The following is a 19,610-nucleotide window of genomic DNA, read 5'->3' as shown; positions in this document are numbered from 1 at the left end:
TATGACATATGTCCTAGAATACGACGGCAAAACGCTCGAAGCTACCGAGGAGCAGACCTCTATTATCGAGGAGGCTCTCAACTGCAAGGATAGCCTCCTCATCAACGCGCTCGCCGGCGCGGCCAAAACGAGCACCTTGCAGTTCCTCTGTAAGTACTTGCCCAACGACATGCCGATCCTCTCACTCGCCTTCAACAAGCGCATTGCCGAGGAAATGCAGAAGCGCCTTCCGGCCAATGTGGCCGCTATGACGCTGAACAGCATTGGTCATCGCGCCTGGTCCGGTCAGACTGGCCGGCGCCTGACCGTCAACAAGGACAAGTCCTACGACTTCCTTAAGGCGCATATCGGCGCCCTATCGCGCCGGAGCCAAGAGGTTCAATACGATATGTTTGCAGACACTCTTGCGGCTATCCGACAAGCTAAAATTGCTGGCTACATCCCTGAATCGATTGGCAGAAAAGGTCTCTGCACTGGTGAAGAGTTTTACAGCTCGCTAGAGGAGGACTGTTACCGTGATACAGTTGATGCGGTCCTTCGCCAGTCTATCGCGTCGTCCCTCGAGGGCGTCATTGACTTTGACGATCAGATATACATGCCCACACTGTTTGGAGGCGTTTTCCCAAGATATCCGCTTACAATGGTGGACGAGGCTCAAGACCTTTCGTCGATTAACCATGCCATGCTCGAAAAGCTCGTGCCCAATCGCCTCATGGCAGTGGGCGATCCGTGGCAATCAATTTACGCTTTTCGTGGGGCAATCACTTCCAGTATGCAACGACTCAAAGAGCGCTTCTCAATGCGAGAAATGACGCTGAGCGTCAGCTTTCGCTGTCCTCAAGCTGTCGTTCGCAAAGCGCAGAGCCGCGTCCCTCACATGAAATGGGCGCCTTGGGCGCTTGAGGGCGCTGTTAGCGCTCGAGCCCCTTGGGCTATCAATGGCGACACGAGCAGCACTGCGATTATCTGTCGCAACAACGCTCCGCTCTTCGCGTTGGCGCTCAAGCTTCTTCGCGCCGGCCACGGCGTTCAGCTTATTGGAACAGATATTGGCGCGGGCTTGCTTCGCACCATGAAGAAATTTGGTCCGGACGAAATGCCTCGCAAGGACGTTCTCCAAGCTATTGAAAGGTGGACAAGTGAAAAAATCGACAGTGGCAAACCGCCTGGGCCAATCTACGATAAAGCTGAATGTTTCCGCGTTTTTGCAGAATACGGAGAGACACTCCGGGACGCTGTTGCATACGCGGAGCTTCTCTTTAAATCCAAAGGACCCGTCCAACTTCTCAGTGGGCATAAGGCTAAGGGTCTCGAATGGGATTTCGTATATCACCTTGATCCTTGGCGAATACCCAGCAAGTGGGCCAAAGAACCAGAAGCGCTCGAGCAGGAGCTTAACGTCGAGTACGTCATCACGACGAGGGCGAAGCGCGAGTTGTTCTTAGTTAACCTGGAGGACTTCAGTGAGCTTTAATCGGACACCGCTAGCGCTCGAAGATGTAAAGCGGGTTCTCGATAGAGCGCTCAACGCGACGCGAGGGCTAGAAGTCAATTTCAAAACGAGAGGCGAAGCTATTTATTGGCGCGGTCGAGCCAATTACTTTCGGCGGCTCGATCGACGTGAGAACGCTCAAATCTATGACGAGACACACATCCTACACAAGCAGTCGATCTACGACAAGCTTCGTCTCGAATTAAGCGGGACGGCAGTTCTTATCAAGAAGGTCGAAATGGCCCTGCCGGATATGAGGGAGATCTGATGTCCGAGAAAATTCGAAAATGTGAAAACTGCACCTTTTTTGACGAAGAGGGACCATAATGACTCATGACGAAATCAAAATTCCATTAATGACTCTTGAGGGTTTGGAATACCTGATTATTAAACCCTCCCGCTTTGGTGATCCAAACAGTGTAACCGTGGTGATTCCCAAAGGCGCTTTAATAACCGGAGTCATGGAGCTACCACGTAGCTTCTTTGACCTGGTGGCAAAGTCCAAACTGACCTGCTAACGGAGGGTAAAGGTGGAATAATGCCCCGTCGCAAGACTGACCTCTATCACCTCCACACACGGCTGCGCCCCGATCAAGTGGCGAAGCTCAAGGAGAACTTCCCTGCCAAGCCCATGGCCATAATCCTTCGAGAATTAGTCGATATGTTCCTTAAGAACGCAGAGGAGGCGAAGCGTGCCCGACACAATCGCTGAATTATTTGCAAGGAACCCGCTTGAAAAGCGCTACACCGACGAGGAACTCGACCGAGTGATCGCCTATATGCGTGAGCGCCGTAAGCAATCGCTGCTTGGCAAGGCCGCCCCAAAGCCTAAGAGCGAAAAGCCGATTGGCAAAGACCCTGACAGCCTGGAGGATTTGGGACTATGACAAGAGATGAACATCTAGAATGGTGTAAGAAGCGGGCGCGAGAATATCTCGATCGTGGAGATATCCAAAATGCTATCGGTTCAATGGGCTCTGACCTAATGAAGCATGAGGAACTTAAGGACATTTCTGCTAGCATGATGCTGATAGGCTTATTCTATCTTAGTACGCATGATATGGATGGCGCAAGACGATGGATTGAGGGTTTCAGATGAGCACCGCAGCGGTAAGCCCTTACGACGGCAACATCCAGTTCGCGTGGGACTCCACCAGCCTTGGCTGGCTCAAAGACTGTCCTCGCAAATACTTCTATCACCAAATAGAGGGATGGCGCGCAAAGAGCGAGAATGTCGCTCTGACCTTCGGCCAGTTCTATCACCAGGCTTTGGAGCTTTGGGACCGCCTCCTCATCGATGGTGTGGATAAGACCCACGCTCTCAGGGAGGTTATTGGAATAACCTTAGTCAACAGTTATGGCTGGAACAGCGACGACACGAAGCGCAATCGCGAAACCCTCATTCGCTCCATCGTTTGGTATCTGGATGAGTTCGCCACCGATCCACTTAAAACCGTGACGCTCGAGAATGGCAAGCCCGCCGTTGAGCTTTCATTCCGAATGGAGCTTGACTGGGGACCGCCTGGCGGTCCCCCATATCTGCTCTGTGGTCATCTCGATCGCATAGTAGAATTTGGTGGTGGTCAGTACGTTACTGATCGCAAGACCACCTCGCACACTATCGGCTCAGACTATTTTGGTCGCTTCGACCTCGACAATCAAATGTCCCTCTATACCATTGCTGCCAACGTGGTGTTCCACACCCCCGTTAAGGGAATCATCATCGATGGTGCTCAAATAGCCGTAGGCTTTACGCGCTTTGCGCGTGGAATGACATATCGAACACCTGCGCAAACGCAGGAATGGCTTAACGATCTGATATTCTGGTTGCGCCAGGCCGAGACCTATGCCGCAGCGAACTACTGGCCAATGAACGAACGAAGCTGTATGCTTTGCAGCTTCAAGCGAGTATGCTCGCAAGACCCGTCGGTTCGACAGATGTTCTTGGAGAGCGACTTCGAGCGTCGTCCTTGGAATCCGCTAGAAATCCGCTAACAAATGGGAGATTTATCATGCGCGGACATAAGTGGAGTGCTGCACAACATGCGAAGTTTAAAGCCTCGATGAAGGCCAGAAAAATCACACCGGTCAGTCATAATCATCGGCCATTACTTTACACAGTCAGAAACGGACGGATCGTCCGCTATCATCCAAGAGTCCGAGTGATCGTTACATGACGAAGCAACTCAGATTCATCTTACCACTCGCCAAAGTCCCCGTAACCGAGCGGCGTGGCAACTATATGCTAATTCGGTTAAGTGGCCCGAGCGGTGAACCCTACAGTATGCTGTGTATGCTGCCCGATAGCGCTGATGTCCGCGTAGGCGACATCTTAACGCTTTACACAGAAGTACTCCGCAAAAGCCCCCACTAATGAGAGATGCATATGCCAACATTAGACAAGCTGACGGCAAGCCCCGTAGTCAAACTCCTGATGATAGGCGATAGTGGCACAGGCAAGACTGGCTCCCTCGCCTCCCTTGTGAAGGTCGGTTATGACGTTAGATTGCTGGATATGGACGCCGGGTGGGAAAGCCTCGCAGCGGCTGTTCGACGAACATGCCCTGAACGACTTTCTTCGGTCCAAGTCGAATCCTTCCGAGATAAGTATCGCCCGTCTGCAGCCGGCCCAATTCTTGAAGGAGCACCAACAGCGTTTACTAAAGCTTTCGGTCTCCTGGATAAATGGGGAGATCTTGGAAATCCTCGCGAATGGGGACCAAATGCCGTCCTTGCTATCGATAGTCTTACCTTTCTTAGTGACGGAGCTTTCAACTGGGCCTGGGCCATGAACCCAGGAGCCAAGGATCAACGCCAGATATACGGAGCCGCACAAGATGCCATCGAACACGTCCTCAATTACATTACGAATAGAGACTACAATACCAACGTCATTGTTACAGCGCATATCAGATTCATCGACCTTCCGGATGGAACTAAAAGAGGCTATCCAACTGCTGTTGGGCAGGCACTTAGCCCTACAATCCCTCGGTATTTCAATAGTGTGGTCCAGTGTGTCACCCGGCCCGGGGGAGCCCGCACAATCCAAACAGTCTCCACCGCCCTCATAGACCTGAAGAACCCTGCGAGCTTCGAAATGGCCAAAGAGTTGCCGATTGAGACGGGGTTGGCAACTTTTTTCCAAACCGTCAAGGGAGCAAAGAAATGAACGAAAGCCGACGAAAGAAACTCGTATCAGTCATAGACCTCATCGAGAGAGCAAAGGTCGACATCGAAGAAATTAAATCCGACGAAGAGGACAGTCTGGAAAACATGCCAGAAGGCATTCGCAGCGGAGAGGAAGGAGAACGAACAGAGGAAATCGTAAACGAACTCGACGAAGCAGTAACATCGCTTGGTGATACACAAGATAAACTCAATGGAGTCATAGAGCAATGAGCACCCTCGAAGAAATCCTGAATACACGCGCGAAGGACATCGAGCCGCCAAAGGCACTGCCGTCTGGTACGTACCTCGGCATCGTGGATGGAATGTTCGAGCGGATCGAAAGCCGTGAGAAGAAGACTCCCGGCTATCGCTTTCGTGCCAAGCTTATCCGCCCGATCGAGGTCGCCGACGAGCAAGGCCTTGCCGATGCGGGTGGTTGCGAAGGTAAGTCTGTCAGCATCGACTTCTACGTGACCGAGAACAACAAGTATTTCATAAAGCAGTTCCTCGTTGAGCACCTCGGTATCGAGGAGGGTGAGAAAACCATCCTGGAACTAATGAGTGAGAGCCCTGGGCGCCAGGTCGGCGTCGTCCTTCGACAGCAGTTGTCGAGGGGCACTGAACCTCGTATGATCCACGTTCTCGCAGGGACGGTGCGGGTCTAACAAGCGAGCTGGAGGGGTGCTTCGTGGGAATCCCACGAGGTACCTCTCAAAACACGGCGACCTCCAAAAACGGAGAATCAAGTGGACTTAAAAGCAGAAATGACCAATTTGGCTGCTCGTTATTGGAGAGAGCAAGATTTGAAGAATACTGGCACCTATTTTATTAAGTGTCATAACTTTGTAAAGATTGGTTATGGTTCTGATTGTAGACAGAGGCTTATCGAATGTCAAGTTGGCAATCCATACAAACTACAACTTACTCTCGTGTTGCCAAGTAATTTTGAGTACTCCTTGCACGCTAAGCTTAGAGACTTGCATCATCAAGGCGATTGGCATCACATAGCGGGAAGGCTTCAAGACTTTCTCGAGAAAAACTCAATACTTCCTCCCAACGAATGGGGAGCATGATGACTTCTGGCGAATTCAAAGCAGTCGAGCTCTTCAGTATAATAATCAATCGAGACGCACGCCAGCGGCGCGAGCTAAAAGGTATCGATGAACTAGCAGAGTCTATTCGCAATCGCGGGCTCATTCATCCACCAGTAATAACGCGGGACTATCGGCTTGTCTCTGGCGAATGCAGAGTTGAGGCTTGCAAGATTCTTGGGTGGACTCATATTCCTATTCAATGGGTAGACGAAGTCGATCTTCATGAGCTTAGAGCAATAGAACTTGAGGAGAATATAAAGCGCGTCAACCTAGAATGGGAGGACGAATGTCTCGCTGTGAGAGAGTACCACGAGAATAGACGCACAATAGAACCAGAATGGAGCCAGGACGACACGCAAAAAGCTCTTGGATTCGGCGATCGCTCGATCGTTACAGACCGGCTCACAGTCGCTGATGCGATTGTTGCTGGTAAAATAGATCCAGCTAAGATGACAGGCATTAGTGTTGCTCTAAATATACTTACGCGAGCAGCTGATCACGCTCGTGCAGAGCAAGAAGAACTCAGTCGCACTTCTATCGCTCAAATGTTTGGGGCTACAGCGCCACCACATATTGATGAGTCAATACTTATAACAGATTTCGTTCACTGGATCAAGACCTACGATGGTCCCAGATTTAATTTCATTCACTGCGACTTTCCCTTCGGTATTGGCGCTGGTAAAGTTCAACAAGGCATTGCAACTCAGGTAAGAGGAATCTACGATGACACGCCAGAAATTTATAGAACACTTTGTGGCGTACTGTTTGATGGGCTCGATCGGATTTGTTCTGATAGTGCTCACATCGTCTTTTGGTTCTCAATGGCTAACTACACTGACACCCTCCGACTCCTCAAGACTCGTTTCGAGGTCAACCCCTTCCCTCTTGTCTGGTTCAAATCCGACAACGCTGGTGTATTGCCTGATCCCCAGCGAGGGCCCCGACGTATTTATGAAACGGCCTTTTTTGGTCATAGAGGTGATCGCCAAATTGTGCGAGCCGTCTCGAACGCTTACGCTGCCCCAACCGTCAGGGACGGTGGTCATTTGTCCGAGAAGCCAGAACCGATGCTTCGCTATTTCTTTGGAATGATCGTTGACCAGTTCACCTCGATCTTCGATCCAACCTGCGGTAGCGGCTCTGCGCTCCGCGCGGCTGAGAGCCTCGGCGCAAAGCGCGTTCTCGGACTCGAGATGAATGAGGAGTTTGCTAAGCGAGCCAGAGTTAGATTATCACAAGCACGAACTCTAAAGGAGCTGTCAAAATGATTAAGGAAAAATGGCCTAAACTAACAGTTAAGGAACTTCACGAGTTACAAATGAGGTTTAATCGAGACTGGCAAAAAGGCATAGAACTCTACGTTCCCGGATATAAGGGCGGTCCAAGCGGGGACATAGTGCTGCACATGATCGAGATGGGCTGGCGCCCAAAGCGGCGATGATAGCGCTCATCGGCGAATCCTGGGGCGAGAACGAAGAACGCCTTCAGCGTCCCTTCGTGGGAACCTCAGGTCTCGAACTCGCTAAGATGTGCGACGAGGCTGGTATCATCAAGATGTCGTTTCATGACCGCTCGATGGCGCAGGCGTACTGGTCCACTCGAGACCCCAAGTTCGTAGCTGCGATATGGGACGCCCATCCAGAACTCTACCTCACGAACGTGTTCAACATCAGGCCGAGGCCGACCAATGACATCGCAAACCTATGTGGCAGTAAAGCTCAGTCTATCCCTGGCCGTCCCAGTCTCAGCCTTGGAAAGTATATTCTTGCTAAATACGCTTCTGAACTTAATCGGCTTGAGAAAGAACTACTATCCCTTAAGCCCAATCTTGCGATCGCAGTTGGAGGAACTGCTGCGTGGGCTCTCCTTGGACAGCCCGGCATTCTTAAAATTCGAGGAACTGTCGCTTGGTCCAACCTTGGTATCAAGTGCATTCCAATCGTCCACCCCGCTGCCATTCTCCGCGAATGGAAGCTCCGAGTCATCACCGTCAGTGATCTGATCAAAGCCCGACGCGAAAGCGCATTCCGAGAAATTCGCAGGCCGCAACGCGCCGTCTGGACAGAACCATCGCTAAGTGATATGGAGACCTTCTATGAAACATACATCCGCGAATGCAAACTCCTCTCCATTGACATTGAGACAGTTGGAACAGAAATTACTTGTATTGGATTCGCTCCCAATGAGCGAGTTTCACTTGTTGTTCCGTTCGTTGACCTCAGAAAACCAGATGGAGCTTATTGGATCAATCTTGACCATGAACGCGCAGCTTGGAAGTTTGTTAGCCGCTGCTTACGCCATCCATGCCGAAAGGTTTTCCAGAACGGAGCCTTCGACCTCTCCATCCTCTATAACGTTTACGGTCTAGCAACCGCTGGTGAGTGTGAGGACACGATGCTGCTGCATCACGCGCTGCAGCCGGAAATGCAGAAGGGCCTCGGGTTCCTTGGGAGCGTTTACACGAACGAGCCGGCCTGGAAGCTTATGCGATCGAAGCACATGGAGACCTTGAAAAGAGATGAATAAGAAACACTTGAAGCTCGTAATAAAGGATGGTCTCAGCACGATTTACTACGAATTTGATTCGGTGCTGAACAAAGCTTTGGCTCTGCATTACGTACAAGAGATGTGTAGAACCTATCAACTCGTTAGACCAGGCTACAAGAGTAAGAAGAAAAAGAAATGACCAGCATCTTCCCAGCGATGCTTATTGTGCTCGACCTCGGTGCCAGCGCCGTTTACACCGCCTATGGCGACTGGCGCCGAGCAGTTTACTGGTTTGCGGCGGCGGTCCTAACCTTGACGGTGACGATATGACAGAATTAGAACTGGTCTGGCTTGCTGGCCTGCTCGAAGGAGAAGGTAGTTTTCATGTTGGCCGTAATTACTCAGGAAGAGGTTGGTATGTTCAGGTAAGAGTCAACATGATCGATAAGGATGTAATAGCTAAAGCGGCAGCTTTGATGCAATGTAGTTGCCTTCTTCGATACGAACCATCTATGCGGCGAAGAGGGTATAAACCTCAATATAAAGCAACGCTGCATGCGCAACGTGCAATCGATCTTATGTACAAGTTACTTCCTCATATGGGAGATCGCAGATCAGCGCGAATAAAGGAGATCATAAGAGTGTGGGAAGATAGATATAACCATAAACCAGCTCGCGAATACAATACGCTTGAAGAGCTTGGTCTATGAAGATTATTTACACTGACAAGCTTGAACGCCCTCCAAGCTCTGAAACAGAGAAGTTGTGGATTTATAACGGCCTGGATACTATGGTAACTCAAGAAGTTTTCAGAGCAATAGAGACTGATCTGAATGAAACAACACGAGCCACGTATGAATTCTCGAAAGCTCTTCAGGGCCCTACGATGGAAATGAAACTCAGGGGAGTTCGCATCGATGTCCAAGTCAGAGATCAGTTGGTTCGAGACTTTGAGAGCGAGATTGGAGAGATCGAATATCATCTGCAACGAATCCTTATTGGAGGAGTTGGTGTCTCAGCTATCAACTGGCGATCCCCTGCACAAGTGTCTAATCTCCTTTATAATGTCCTTGATTGCCCGCCCGTGCGACGAGCCGGTAAGACTACTGTCAACCGAGATGCGCTCGAAAAGCTTAAAAGCTATTTTCTCGCAGAGCCTCTTATTAATCATATCCTCGCGTGCCGCGATCTTCACAAGAAGATTGGAGTTCTCAAGACCGAGATTGATTCTGACAATCGGATCAGAACAAGTTATAATATCGCTGGAACAAACACTGGACGATTCAGTTCCAGCTTCAGCGACTTCGGCACCGGAACAAATCTCCAAAACATAGAGAAGCGGCTTCGCCGTATTTTCGTCGCCGATTCAGGAATGAAGTTCGCGCAGTTGGATGCAGAGCAGGGAGATAGTCGCTGTGTCGGAGCAATCGAATGGAACCTCTTCCGCGACGGTGCTTACCTTGACGCTTGCGAGTCCGGAGACCTCCACACCTCAGTGTCTCGAATGGCGTGGCCAAATATGCAATGGACTGGAGATATACGAGCTGATCGTGAAATTGCAGAGCAGCCCTTTTATCGACAGCATTCATTTAGACATATGGCCAAAGTTCTCGGTCATGGAACTAATTATATGGGCACCCCCTCAACGATGGCTGTTCATACAAAAATTGATTCGGGAGTCATTGAGAAGTTTCAGTCCGCATACTTTAGAGGCTTTCCCGGCCACCTCTCTTGGCACATCTCCGTCGCCAACGTGCTTAAGCGAGATGGGTTTCTTGTTAGCCTCATGGGGCGAAGGCGACACTTCCTAGGGCGGCTAACCGAAGCAGAAACCATTCGCGAAGCAGTGGCCTACGACCCACAGGGATCGTGCAGCGATATCCTTAACAACGGGATGTTGCAGGTCTGGCAAGCCAATATCTGCCAAGTTCTTATGAATATCCACGATGCTATTCTGGTCCAGTATCCACAGGAGCGCGAAGATGAAATAGTCCACCAACTAAAATCACTGATGCGTCACCCCGTAGTGCTCCAGCATGACCGGGTTATGGAACTGCCCTACGAAGTCAAGACCGGCTGGAACTGGGCAGACCACTCCAAGGATAACCCCGACGGGCTAAAAAAGTACAATGGCTGTGACAGCCGCTGTCGCTCCGAGGAGATTAAATGATTGGGTTAGAGGCTTCGTTAGGCGTACCAAGCACTTCCCGTCGCCTGAAATCCTAAGAACATGGGCGGGAATTTCAGCGGTGGCTGGAGTTCTCGAGCGTAAGGTTTGGGTCCAGACGGGGGGAGACTCTCTCTATCCTAATCTCTACGTCATTCTCGTGACGCCGCCTGGTGTAGGTAAGACCGTCATGCTCACCCAGGTCGAAAGACTATGGCGTGAGATCAGTGAACTTCATGTCGCGCCCACGAGCATTACTCGCGCCGCTCTCGTTGACTCGCTCTTCGAAGCGAAGCGAACTATTGTAGATATTCGCAATCAGCAGACGCTCAACTTTAATTCTCTGCTTGTGGTGTCGGGGGAGCTTGGTGTCCTAATTCCAGTTTATGACAGTGAGTTTATGAACTCGCTCACGGCCATCTACGACGGAGCGCCTTACGACGAACGCCGACGCACAGCAAAGCTGCATATCAAAATTGAAAAACCCCAGTTGAACCTTTTAGCTGCAACTACCCCCTCGTATCTTAACAACCTCATGCCGGACGGGGCTTGGGATCAGGGATTTATATCTAGAACAATTCTAGTCTATTGTGGTGATCGCGAGATCGTTGATGTGTTCACAGAGAACGTTTTCGATCTCGATCGAATGGATTTGGTTATCGATCTCAAAGCCATCTTTGGCCTTCATGGCCGAATGACTTGGACTGATACTGCGAGGGATATCGTTCGTGATTTTCACTTAGCCGATGGCAACGTGCAAGGAATGCAAGAGCCGCCAAAGCACCTAAAGCTCAACCACTACAAGACCCGGCGTACAGCCCACTTGATAAAACTCTGCATGGTTGCCTGCGCCTCGCGTGGCAATGACATGCTGATTAACGATGGCGATGTCGGCTGTGCCTTCGGCTGGCTCCTCGGAGCCGAGCGCGTTATGCCAGAAATATTCTCCGCGATATCATCAGGTGGTGATCACGCTATAATCGAGGATGCCGCCCTGTTCATTCAAACTCAGTTCTTTCGAACTGGGAAGCCAGTTCCAGAATACGCCCTCGTAAGCTTTCTGAAGAACCGCGTTCCAGCTCACAACGTTCTTCGTATGATAGATATTATGGCGAGGGCCAAGATTGTCAAAGCTGCGATTGGTCAGGCTGGCGGTATCGTGTTTAGTCCTGGAACGCAAGACTAAGGTCTAACCTCATGCTCGCGTTTTATGATGGCTTGCAATGCTAATCCGTAAGCTCGTCGCGCATTGCCCAATCCGTTTTGGAAATTGCCTGGATGGCGTGCACCATCGGCAAGCCACACCCCCCACAGTTTCAGGAGCTGCGCGTGATAAGCCTCATCAAGTGCTCGTCGGTCCAGACGCAGCAAAGTGGTATCGAGTGGCACGTCGCCATAGAGATTAATATCAGTTATTGCTTGCGCTGGTGCCTCGTCCCATCTACCACTGATGAAACCGGCAACCGCCATCGCAAATAAGATCACAAGCACGATCACGACGGTCAACGCAATGCGCTGTCCAATCGTCATCTGCTCGAGTGGTTTTAGGCGAATCGCCACTTGACTTTGCCCTTGCCAGAGATACCGATCTTATCGGCTAGCGCCGGTGTCAGATCTATTCCCGCATCATTAGTCGGAACTTGTCCATTCTCAGCCTCAGTCTGGTTCTCGTACTGACCCTCGACCGCTGGCCGAAAGCCCTTGATGACGTAGCCCTCGTCATCAAGATTCCAAGGGCCTCGGTCCACTATAGAAGCTTTGGAGGCACCCTTCGGTCCCTCGACGATAACCGTCGGAGCAGGTTCGTCGTACCACTTGTACGGCAGCGCCACTGCCGGGACAGTTGGATCGACTGGCTTGCCAGTGTAAGCACTATCTTGCGGATCGCCCTTGCCACCAAAAACGGTGGCAGTGATATCTTCTCGCCACCTCGTATCGAGGGGCGGCGCCTGCCCCGAGGCGCTATCCGCAATAGCTTCGCAAATCACGCCAAACTTGTTGTGGTAAATATCAACGTCAGCCTGAGAGTCCACGAAACAGACCTCGATGAGGATCGCAGGCTCTTCCGTCTTATTTAAAAAGAACAGGTCAGTTCTCTTCTTTGCCCCTCTATTCTTTAGACCGGAGGCAGCGCAGATAGCGCTGGCGACTTCTCCAGCCAAACCGACCTGAGTGACGTATAGCACCTCGCAGCCCATCGGGCTGGGGGTTGTCTTGTTAGCGTTGAAATGGACGCTGATATCCAAATCTCGCGTTTGCGAGTTATGAAACGCAACTATCCGATTCAGATTCTGGCTTTGCGTCGTGCTTACATCGTCGTGAAACTCCACGACCCCGACGCCGATGGCTTCCAGGTCAGTCGCCACACGAGCAACGACCTTTCGAGCTTCATCGACTTCATCGATAAATCCGCTCGCGCCGCGAACCTTCAGGCCATGTCCAGAGCTTATGACAATCTTCATGAATTGATCTCCTCTTAGTGCCCCCTCGGGGGCTTGGCGTGTCCAGTAAAGAGCGCACGCATCCATTGATCGAAGGTTACTGGTTGATTCTTGCCGTGTAAATAATCAACTGTAAAGGTTCCAGTCCTTCCAACCTGCGGACCCCCAATACCGAGACCGCCGCCGATTGCAGCGGTGAAATGAGTTGCCCAATTCTCGCTCAATTTCTTTCCAGTAATTAAATGCTGTGCATCGGTTCTGGCTGCCTGCGCCGTTCGTGCAGCAGTAGTAAGCATTCCTACAGAAGGCTCACGCCCATCGAGTACCCAATTAGAAACTTCTCGAACGCCTGGGATCATACCGCCAAAGAAGCGACCCACTGCTTTCGCGAGTACCGAACCCCAACTTTCGTGTTTATCACTCCAACTTAGGTTAGCGAATTCCTCCACGAGAATAGGGACCATCGCTGTTTTGAATATCTTGTTGGCCAGGCTTGGAATGTTTGCTCCAGGCTCCTCGGCCCCTCTAGCATAAGCCGCTAAATCCCAACCTATTTGCGTCTGAAAGTTGGCAGCGTGATTCCAAAAATTATAGAACGGTGTAAACCAACGATAGAGTTCGTTTCGACTTCGAGTAGCAGCTGGCTTGTCCATTAGCAGCGTCGAACCGTGCGCTCGCGTAACAGCTTTATCGGCCTGCAAGGCCGCTTCCTCACGAGAGAACCCTTCACCGAAAACCCGTTTATAGTTCATCAGCCACGTTGGGAACGCTGAGAAAGCGTCCGACCATGCAACTGGTGTTCGGCCTATATCCATTGTAACCGCTCGGATATTGAAGAAGGTTCGGAGTGTGCCAGCTTCCGATGCTTTCTTGTAAGCTTCTCGAAGAGAGTCATTAAATCTGACTTGACGATTTCGCATCATGGGCGAGTTATCCATGATAAACTGCATAGTGCTCTGGCCTTTTTCTCCCTGATCAGTAAGCTCCTTCAGAGCATCCACGTACTCTGGCGTAGGCGGCGCCAGTTTGGGCGAGTTCTGAATATCCCTTATACTACTTACCATTTCTTTAGCCCAAAGTTCAGCACTCGCTTTCGCGAGCGGTCTGAAGCCGCCTTGCGTGGCGCTAAGCGCCGTGGCCGTCAAGCCGTGTTTAGTTACAGTTCGAGGATTGAAAAAGATTAGACTCGAAGTGAGATTCTGCCTAAAGAATACTGATGCTCGCGTCCATGACTGAACATAACTATCATCGATGTTCTGAACATTTGCCAAATCTCGAAGCCAGCGAGGAAACATATCATAGATTTCTTTGCCCCACTTGTCTATCATAGCATCTCGAAAATCAGGATGTCGAATGATTTTATCAACGCTGCGAATCGCTTCGCGAAAAGCAATATCATGAACCATTCCCATGATCTTGGATGGCATCAGAGCGCCCGTAAGATCAAGTGGTTCGGCATACTGCGTAAGCGCCTTCGTATAACCTTTCTGAGTTGAAGCCCACTGATAATTTGGCTCGAATAGATCGTGCCCAACAGGCACCTGGCGAGTCTCTAGCTTGTCATAAACTAGTGGCGTGTAGCCTCCATCGACCTTGCCCATTATCGTATTCATCGAACGTCTTGGCGTCTCATCTACAGGTACGCCAGTATCTCGAATGTGAGTAGCATCGGCCTCTGGTTTCAGGTAGTCAAAAATTCCCCAGTGCCCAACAACCCATCGCCAATCGTTCTCGGTCATATTGTCCTTCAGAAATTTTTCCACCTTCGCGAACGCGTCGTTAAGAATCTCGCGAGAATTCGCGCCGTAAAATTCTTCGATTGTTGGATCAACAAGACCAAAGCCCTTAACGAGCTTTGTCGCTCGTTCCTCATCGCCCATATAAAGGGCGATCATTCGAAGATTATGGCGGTTCAGTCGCATAAACCCTGTTCCGTTCCGTTTGCTTGGAATCAAGTTATTAGGGATCATATCATTGATTGAGGAATCTGTGTACTTCTGCATGTCTTGCAGACGCGAGCGCACCTGCTCTTGCAATTCTAATTCACGAGCGGATGCCTGTCTGAGCGGATTATCGATATACCGCATCATAGGTCCATTAGGATCATTCTTATCTGAGTAATCCATAACGCGCTCTGCGAGAAGCAGCTTAGCTTGAACCAATCTCCAGTTAGAACCAATCCTCTGCTTTACCGTTGGGTTCAATCGATCCTGCGGAATCAGCTTGAACCTATCGAGTCCCTCCTTGAGTTCTTTCGCTGCGGTATCGAGATCGGCTTTGCCTTCCGCGACTACAACCTTCCTGGCATCTCGTCCAGCCTCGATCAATGATCGCAGACTGTCAGAAAACGCTCGATACTGATCAACAGTTAAATCCTTATAAGCAGGTTTATCACCGAGGTCTTTTAGCCAGTAGGCTACCTCCACCTTCCCTTCAGAAGATCGAACAAAACCTTCTAATGAAGGCGTATTCTTTGGTATTGGAAATCGCTTTCCAAGACCCATATCTCCCAGGATGTTATGAATCTGATCAACATAGGGCTGGTCCACGCTTTCAACGATCTGCTTTTGACCATACCGTTTTACAGTATTTTCGGTCCATTCGACAGTTTTTTCGAACTTTTGCGCCTGACGCATAAACTGGAAAGCAACGAACCCCTTTTGCTTGGCCTGGAAGGCCGCTTTAATATCGCCCTTAAGCAGCGCTGCTTCGGCTTGACGCTGAGCCTTGCCGACGTCTCTGACGAACGTCTCGACGCTTCGCGACTGCGCAGCCTTAGAAGCTCTGAACAGATCATTAATTCGACCCTCAATATATTCTCGTGTAAATTTTGCAGGCATTCGATCTTCGATTGGGAGCATCTCCGATCGACCGAGCGTGAACATCTCATTCGCGAGGATGTCGGCTTGGCCACCTGTGCCCACCGCTTCGCGAGTCTCTTTGAGGATGTTGTCCTGCAGAACGCCGTACTTGGCTTCCATCTGTCGATTGGTCTCGGCGTCGATCAGCTGGCGTATGTGTGTTGCTGGCTGCGTTTCACCACGTCGTTGATCCAGCGTTAGCAAATCTTCGAGCATAGCTCGACTACTATCGTAGCCGAAAAGACCAGCAATATCGTCGGGGTGAACACCCCCCTTAGGCACTGTATAACGCTCGAAGAGTTGATTGTAACGAACAGGAACATCCCCTCGATTAAGTTTGAAATCCCTGACTTTCTCGCCAAAGTATCTTCCGGTTCGTAAGAACTTGTCAGCCATAATAATTGGCTTCTCTTGGAAGTCGGTGTTAACATCCTCGCGAACTTTCTCGCGATTCGTTTTCCATTCAGTAGTTTGCCGCTTCGCTATCTCGCGCTGCTGACGTGCGAACTCTGCAGAATTGGCTTCGGTAGCCTCCATTTCAAAGGATTTTGAATAATCTGCGAAAACGCTCTTGGTCATGAATCGGCTGAAAGTATTTTCATCAAAGAGCGGTTTCAGCCAAAGCTCTCGCTCTACAGTTTGCCGAGCAGGGCTTTTTGGCTTGATGGTCTGACGATCGACGAGCGATTTACGAGCTTTAAGAAGGTCAATATCCTCAGGGCCGAGCCCAACTTTTTCAGCCTCGGCAATCTGCGTCTTGAGACTTTCGGACAGGGCTTTAAGCTGCTCGTTATCAACATACAGTTCATCTGGTGGGTATTGCTCCGGCTTTGCCGTCTCGAGTGCCTCGCGTTCTCGCGGCGTTAATCCTGCTGGACGAACTCGCGTATCACCTTTCAGAGCTTCTCTAAGTTCTGGTGTTGCAAACGCATTCCAGTCATCAAGCCTAACACTTACGTCTCCTCCACCCTCTCGAGCCATCTGTAACTGTTTTTGAAAGTCTGGCTGCCACTTAAATTCTTCTGCCGCTCGATCTCCAAGGATCGAGTCGATCGCATCTGCAGAAATGCTAATTCGCTTATCGCCAACAGCAGATTCTACGAATCCCTTTGTAGCCTCAGGGCTGAGTTGCTTCGTCTTGGTGGCGTCCAGCGCTTTGGAGGTTGCCTCAAGGTTTGCATTGTCAGTTTTTGATTGCTCGATATTTATACGATCCAAATTATAGTCAACACCTGGCTTTGGCGATTCACCGGCAGCATGATAAAGTCCTGCTGTGCTCAGAGTCGTATGAATGGCGGCCAAGCCCGCCATAGTCAAACCTTCCGTAACCTCTTTTGGAAAGCCTGTCGCCTCTTCAATAGGCCTCGAGACCAAAGCTCGATAAGCGCCTATGGCAGGCGAGGCTAAAGCTGTAAACGGCCCAAATAAGAGCCCTTGTAATGCTTCGTTACGAACGAGGGTTGAGCGAATTCGATCTCCTTCGAGTTCAGCCTTGTCGGGAGCAACTCCATGCTCGACCATCCAGTTAACTGTTTGTTCGACAGTGTCTTGAACCTCTTTAGAGGGAGGGACCGTTCCAATCAGTTCTGGGATAGCTTCAGCAGTTTGTTTGACGCCTCCAGCCGCTACATCATAGATGTCCCTTCCTACCTGCCGTAGCATATTGCCCGCTTTAGCGAGCTGTTGCGTATCAACCTGTGAAATCGATCCAGCCCAATCATACGTTGCGAAGTAGTTTCGAAGGACGGGGTCAGTTCTCGCGAGATTAGCGTTCTCTGCTGACTCGACTTCTTGATTGAATCGCTCGGGATCACCACTCCCAGTCGAGTATGGCACGCCAGCTTTTGTCGCATTTCTCAGCGTTCGCGCAGCCGCTTCCGGCGAAGCCTCTGGCGTGCTAGCGTTAATCCCCGCCGCACTCGAGTTCGAGTCTCTTATTATATCGCGCCACTCTGCTTCTGTCGGCATTATTTCACCTTACCAGCGGCTTTCGCCTTAAAATACTGATTGTAGATATTAGCAACAGTATCAGGAATACCTTCGGCTCGAAGCGCTGCGCCAAGCTTCTGGTATTGGTCGTCAGGGATATCGAGCTCGTATCGAGGTGTTCCAGCAAGGTGAAGGAAGCCCTTCCCTGGGCCACCAGGCTGATTAAGCAGTAGGTCGGTCGCTATCTCATTAAGCTCTTTATAATTTGGTGTTTTACCTGGGTGAGCTTCTTTGAAGCGGTTAAGCGCTTGAGAAAACTTTCCCTTAAACGCCAGTTCCTCATCAGAATCGTGGCTGATTCCAGCGTTTCTTACACGCCCTCTAACCGACGAATAATAACGGTCAACATCCTCGTCCGGGTCGGATTTTGCGAGCAACGCGTCCTTGCGCTTCTCCAGCAGCTGCACTTGTTTATATGTCAGGTTCTCTCCTAGAAGGTTAAGCCCGACGAACTGTTCTTTCGTAGAGTTCGACCGCGACATTCCGTAGAGCCTATCAAAGTTGTTATCCTGCTCGGGTGTTGATTTCTCATATAGGCGCTTTGTCTTGGCCATAAAATCCAAAGCAACCTTCTGATTTTGAGCGGATAGGGAGTCAAAAGTAGAACTCATTTCTGGGTCGTTGCGAAGTGCGTCCATATTGACAATACGCTTTTCATCACTCGAACCGATAATAAAGTTTTCAACTTTGTTGAGGCTGGCGATCTGCGTGTCTCGATAACCAGATAAACCAAGATTAACAATTCCACGAATTCTAGACTCGGTATTCTCCTTTAGATAGGGGTTTTCCGATCCCTCAGTCGCCTTCTTCCCACGTTCTAGCATTTCTTCGAGCTGCCCTGGTCCCTTGGACGGATCAAAATCACGAGTAGCACGTTGCGCTGCGAGCAGCGAGCCAGTCCCGGCCTCGCCCCGCAGAACAGCAGTATGCGCTTGTTCACGAGTGTCCGGCTCCATAAAATTCTTATACTCTTCGTAAGATTTTCGAGCCAAGTCAGGATCGCTGTAGGCGATGTCCTTTATTCCTTTTCCAATCGCACGACCAGTGTTATGCTTGATACTCAACTGGCATGTATCGGCTTCATCACCCCTGTGTTCGCACTGAGCAATGCTCTCTTCTCGAATATTTTTCAGGTTAGATCGAACGGCGTTAGGGTTATGCAAATCGATAGCATCTACATAAGCGTCTAGGCGAGCTTTACTCGCTCGATCAGCAGCGATCTTCGCTTGATTGCCCGCACGAGCGCCAGCGTCTACAATGGCATAGCCGACTTGGCGTGCCATAGAGTTGTCAAGCATACTCTTCGCTTCAGCATTCGGAGCCGTAGCCAAATATTTCTCGCGAATACCCTTTATTTGTTCTTGAAATCCTGGCAGGGCGTTTACAGCATTCTGCCCTTCAAGCTTGTCGTATTCGGCCTTGGCTTGGCCGATTTCCGTCAGAACTTTAACGTCATTGTCCTTAGCCCACGTCTCATTATTTAATTGCTGAAATGCTATGGCGCTTTGCGCTAGCTTCTCGCCGACTCCTTCCTCAGCCCCTCCAAGCCGTGCGATCTCCTTACCTTTCTCCCTAAGTTGCCCTCCATAGCCAATAACCTGACCGCCATACTCTCGTTGAGCAGCACCAATACCACCGCCAAAGGCGGTCTCTTCCGCGCCTCGCGCCTGAAACGTCGGAAGCGGCCGGACCTCCGGCGCAACTTCAGGAACTGCTCTGTAGGGAACCTGAGGCATTAAGGCGTTCCCCCGGGACTGAATACCCCAGATTTATAGAATCCAAGAGCACTCTTCGAGATCGAACCCGCGCTACCGAGGAGCGAAGCTTGTCCCGAAATGCCAATGGCTTCTTCTTGCAATTTATAGCCAGCCGCCTCGGTGTCGTAACCAGCCACACGATACTGTCCGGCGG

At 50.5% G+C, this 19,610-nt stretch carries 19 protein-coding genes; 15 read left to right on the top strand and 4 right to left on the bottom strand.

Annotated elements, in window-relative coordinates; all coding sequences use genetic code 11:
* Position 1: 1 nt before the first annotated feature.
* From VH187_RS05440 to VH187_RS05370, 15 genes are all read left to right on the top strand, one after another.
* Positions 2–1,474 carry a UvrD-helicase domain-containing protein gene (locus tag VH187_RS05440; protein WP_329700473.1) on the top strand — a complete coding sequence of 491 codons (1,473 nt, stop codon included), beginning with the start codon at positions 2–4 and terminating at the stop codon, positions 1,472–1,474.
* Positions 1,464–1,760 carry a hypothetical protein gene (locus VH187_RS05435; RefSeq protein ID WP_329700472.1) on the top strand — a complete coding sequence of 99 codons (297 nt, stop codon included), beginning with the start codon at positions 1,464–1,466 and terminating at the stop codon, positions 1,758–1,760. Before VH187_RS05440 ends, VH187_RS05435 begins: the two co-directional genes overlap by 11 nt.
* A 58-nt stretch (positions 1,761–1,818) precedes the next feature.
* Positions 1,819–2,010 carry a hypothetical protein gene (locus VH187_RS05430; protein ID WP_329700471.1) on the top strand — a complete coding sequence of 64 codons (192 nt, stop codon included), beginning with the start codon at positions 1,819–1,821 and terminating at the stop codon, positions 2,008–2,010.
* A 174-nt stretch (positions 2,011–2,184) separates the two neighbouring features.
* Positions 2,185–2,379, top strand: a complete 195-nt coding sequence (locus tag VH187_RS05425; RefSeq protein WP_329700470.1) for a hypothetical protein — start codon at positions 2,185–2,187, stop codon at positions 2,377–2,379.
* A gap of 208 nt (positions 2,380–2,587) precedes the next feature.
* Positions 2,588–3,487: a PD-(D/E)XK nuclease family protein gene (locus tag VH187_RS05420; RefSeq protein ID WP_329700469.1), complete on the top strand. Its 900-nt coding sequence runs from the start codon at positions 2,588–2,590 to the stop codon at positions 3,485–3,487.
* Positions 3,488–3,878: 391 nt separating this feature from the next.
* Positions 3,879–4,661, top strand: coding sequence for an AAA family ATPase (locus VH187_RS05415; RefSeq protein ID WP_329700468.1), 783 nt, complete (start codon positions 3,879–3,881; stop codon positions 4,659–4,661).
* Positions 4,658–4,891: a hypothetical protein gene (locus tag VH187_RS05410; protein ID WP_329700467.1), complete on the top strand. Its 234-nt coding sequence runs from the start codon at positions 4,658–4,660 to the stop codon at positions 4,889–4,891. Before VH187_RS05415 ends, VH187_RS05410 begins: the two co-directional genes overlap by 4 nt.
* Complete coding sequence (locus VH187_RS05405) at positions 4,888–5,325, top strand: hypothetical protein (RefSeq protein ID WP_329700466.1); 438 nt, start codon at positions 4,888–4,890, stop codon at positions 5,323–5,325. The genes VH187_RS05410 and VH187_RS05405 overlap by 4 nt, the downstream gene beginning before the upstream one ends.
* A gap of 81 nt (positions 5,326–5,406) precedes the next feature.
* Positions 5,407–5,733: a hypothetical protein gene (locus tag VH187_RS05400; protein ID WP_329700465.1), complete on the top strand. Its 327-nt coding sequence runs from the start codon at positions 5,407–5,409 to the stop codon at positions 5,731–5,733.
* Entirely contained in the window at positions 5,730–7,022 is a 1,293-nt protein-coding gene (locus tag VH187_RS05395; protein WP_329700464.1) for a ParB/RepB/Spo0J family partition protein, read from the top strand. The genes VH187_RS05400 and VH187_RS05395 overlap by 4 nt, the downstream gene beginning before the upstream one ends.
* A gap of 169 nt (positions 7,023–7,191) precedes the next feature.
* Positions 7,192–8,280, top strand: coding sequence for a uracil-DNA glycosylase family protein (locus VH187_RS05390; RefSeq protein ID WP_329700463.1), 1,089 nt, complete (start codon positions 7,192–7,194; stop codon positions 8,278–8,280).
* 156 nt (positions 8,281–8,436) lie between these two features.
* Positions 8,437–8,571, top strand: a complete 135-nt coding sequence (locus tag VH187_RS05385) for a hypothetical protein (RefSeq protein WP_329700462.1) — start codon at positions 8,437–8,439, stop codon at positions 8,569–8,571.
* Positions 8,568–8,951 carry a hypothetical protein gene (locus tag VH187_RS05380; protein ID WP_329700461.1) on the top strand — a complete coding sequence of 128 codons (384 nt, stop codon included), beginning with the start codon at positions 8,568–8,570 and terminating at the stop codon, positions 8,949–8,951. The genes VH187_RS05385 and VH187_RS05380 overlap by 4 nt, the downstream gene beginning before the upstream one ends.
* Complete coding sequence (locus VH187_RS05375) at positions 8,948–10,411, top strand: DNA polymerase (protein ID WP_329700460.1); 1,464 nt, start codon at positions 8,948–8,950, stop codon at positions 10,409–10,411. The genes VH187_RS05380 and VH187_RS05375 overlap by 4 nt, the downstream gene beginning before the upstream one ends.
* A gap of 79 nt (positions 10,412–10,490) precedes the next feature.
* Positions 10,491–11,594, top strand: coding sequence for a DUF3987 domain-containing protein (locus VH187_RS05370; RefSeq protein ID WP_329700459.1), 1,104 nt, complete (start codon positions 10,491–10,493; stop codon positions 11,592–11,594).
* Here VH187_RS05370 and VH187_RS05365 read toward each other — a convergent pair.
* Genes VH187_RS05365 through VH187_RS05350 form a run of 4 tightly spaced genes read right to left on the bottom strand, consistent with a single transcriptional unit; the run spans position 11,591 to position 19,435 of the window.
* Positions 11,591–11,968: a hypothetical protein gene (locus tag VH187_RS05365; RefSeq protein ID WP_329700458.1), complete on the bottom strand. Its 378-nt coding sequence runs from the start codon at positions 11,966–11,968 to the stop codon at positions 11,591–11,593. The two genes, VH187_RS05370 and VH187_RS05365, sit on opposite strands and share 4 nt — an antisense overlap.
* A complete protein-coding gene (locus VH187_RS05360) occupies positions 11,953–12,870 on the bottom strand; it encodes an N-acetylmuramoyl-L-alanine amidase (protein WP_329700457.1) in 918 nt (305 codons plus the stop codon). The genes VH187_RS05365 and VH187_RS05360 overlap by 16 nt, the downstream gene beginning before the upstream one ends.
* A gap of 14 nt (positions 12,871–12,884) precedes the next feature.
* Positions 12,885–17,678 (bottom strand): hypothetical protein, encoded by a 4,794-nt coding sequence (locus VH187_RS05355; protein WP_329700456.1) that lies wholly within the window; start codon positions 17,676–17,678, stop codon positions 12,885–12,887.
* A complete protein-coding gene (locus VH187_RS05350) occupies positions 17,678–19,435 on the bottom strand; it encodes a hypothetical protein (RefSeq protein ID WP_329700455.1) in 1,758 nt (585 codons plus the stop codon). The genes VH187_RS05355 and VH187_RS05350 overlap by 1 nt, the downstream gene beginning before the upstream one ends.
* Between the last annotated feature and the right edge of the window lie 175 nt (positions 19,436–19,610).

It is taken from the genome of Scandinavium sp. (assembly GCF_036271055.1).
Taxonomy (GTDB): domain Bacteria; phylum Pseudomonadota; class Gammaproteobacteria; order Enterobacterales; family Enterobacteriaceae; genus Scandinavium.
Note: the sequence above shows the minus strand (reverse complement) of the source record. Positions and strands in the feature narration are given on the sequence as shown.

Excerpts from the sequence above, each read along its gene's own strand:
- VH187_RS05440 (WP_329700473.1), top strand. The coding sequence starts at position 2 with ATGACATATGTCCTAGAATACGACGGCAAAACGCTCGAAGCTACCGAG.
- VH187_RS05430 (WP_329700471.1), top strand. The coding sequence starts at position 1,819 with ATGACTCATGACGAAATCAAAATTCCATTAATGACTCTTGAGGGTTTG.
- VH187_RS05420 (WP_329700469.1), top strand. The coding sequence starts at position 2,588 with ATGAGCACCGCAGCGGTAAGCCCTTACGACGGCAACATCCAGTTCGCG.
- VH187_RS05415 (WP_329700468.1), top strand. The coding sequence starts at position 3,879 with ATGCCAACATTAGACAAGCTGACGGCAAGCCCCGTAGTCAAACTCCTG.
- VH187_RS05410 (WP_329700467.1), top strand. The coding sequence starts at position 4,658 with ATGAACGAAAGCCGACGAAAGAAACTCGTATCAGTCATAGACCTCATC.
- VH187_RS05405 (WP_329700466.1), top strand. The coding sequence starts at position 4,888 with ATGAGCACCCTCGAAGAAATCCTGAATACACGCGCGAAGGACATCGAG.
- VH187_RS05395 (WP_329700464.1), top strand. The coding sequence starts at position 5,730 with ATGATGACTTCTGGCGAATTCAAAGCAGTCGAGCTCTTCAGTATAATA.
- VH187_RS05390 (WP_329700463.1), top strand. The coding sequence starts at position 7,192 with ATGATAGCGCTCATCGGCGAATCCTGGGGCGAGAACGAAGAACGCCTT.
- VH187_RS05385 (WP_329700462.1), top strand. The coding sequence starts at position 8,437 with ATGACCAGCATCTTCCCAGCGATGCTTATTGTGCTCGACCTCGGTGCC.
- VH187_RS05380 (WP_329700461.1), top strand. The coding sequence starts at position 8,568 with ATGACAGAATTAGAACTGGTCTGGCTTGCTGGCCTGCTCGAAGGAGAA.
- VH187_RS05375 (WP_329700460.1), top strand. The coding sequence starts at position 8,948 with ATGAAGATTATTTACACTGACAAGCTTGAACGCCCTCCAAGCTCTGAA.
- VH187_RS05360 (WP_329700457.1), bottom strand. The coding sequence starts at position 12,870 with ATGAAGATTGTCATAAGCTCTGGACATGGCCTGAAGGTTCGCGGCGCG.
- VH187_RS05355 (WP_329700456.1), bottom strand. The coding sequence starts at position 17,678 with ATGCCGACAGAAGCAGAGTGGCGCGATATAATAAGAGACTCGAACTCG.
- VH187_RS05350 (WP_329700455.1), bottom strand. The coding sequence starts at position 19,435 with ATGCCTCAGGTTCCCTACAGAGCAGTTCCTGAAGTTGCGCCGGAGGTC.